General features: G+C 52.1%; 1 protein-coding gene. It reads right to left on the bottom strand.

Annotated features, from left to right (window positions below; translation table 11 throughout):
- Positions 1–1,089: GNVR domain-containing protein (locus tag A3754_RS00645; protein ID WP_304439764.1), on the bottom strand; the 1,089-nt coding region annotated here is incomplete at both ends.

Consider the following 1,089-nt stretch of genomic DNA (forward strand, 5'->3'; position numbering starts at 1 on the left):
ACTACATTTTGCCCAGTTTGTGCTAATACTGCCGCCAAGTTGGCGGTGACGAAGGACTTGCCCACCCCTGGGCTAGGGCCGGATACCATGAGCACCTTGTTGCTGGCTTCCATCATGGCGAAGTGAAGACTGGTTCGAAGGCTGCGTAAGGCTTCGATTGCCAGATCGTTGGGGTCGGATAACGCAAGCAACGGTATGGGTTCTTTGTTCTTTTTGTGGCGCCGACGCTTCAGTGCCTCCAGTCTATCTACTTTCTGCTGATGCTCAGACAAGGGAATGGAGGCATAAACAGAGATGCCCTGCTCTTCCAGTTGTTCAGGGCTTTCGATGCCGCGATTGAAGGCAGCTTTAACTAACACATAGCCAACGGCCCCCATACCACCCAACATAGCTGCCAGGATGGCAACCAACGGCTTCTTGGGTTTAACTGGCTCAGGCTGTACCAGTGCCTTATCGATAATGCGAACACTACCCACCGTGCCCGCTTTCATGATACGCAGCTCCTGCACCTTGTTGAGCAGGCCCACGTAGATTTCCTGATTTACTTCCACATCGCGCATGAGGCGCAGGACTTCCTGCTGGGTTTCCGGTAATGCTTTGATTTGACTGTTGAGCTGTTCTTTTTCCTGGTTGAGAGAGCCACGCTGTTGAATCAGGGTGCGATAGGCCGGGTGCTCACGAGTAAAGCGGGCAGAAATTTCGCTTTCCTTGATTTTCAGCTCATTGATTTTTCCCTCAATGGCCACCAACCGCTCCAGTACCGACTGGGTTTCCAGGGACAAATCCACGGATTCGCTTTTCAGGCGATAGGCATTGAGCTTTTCTTCTGCCCCATTCAGCTTTTCTTTAATTTCGGGAAGTTGCTCGTCCAGAAAGTCCAAGCTATTTTCCGCTTCTGCGGACATGCGTTTAATGTTTTGCAGCAAATAGGTTTCGCCGATGGCATTCAGAATGGCGCGAATACGTGCCTTGCTGGGGCCGGTGATGGACATGGCAATAATGCCGGTGGATTTACCTTGCTCGCTAACGGAAAGGCGACCACGCAACAGGTTGACCGCTTTAGCGCGAGCTTGATGCACCAGCGTTAGC

The organism is Alcanivorax sp. HI0083 (genome assembly GCF_001635175.1).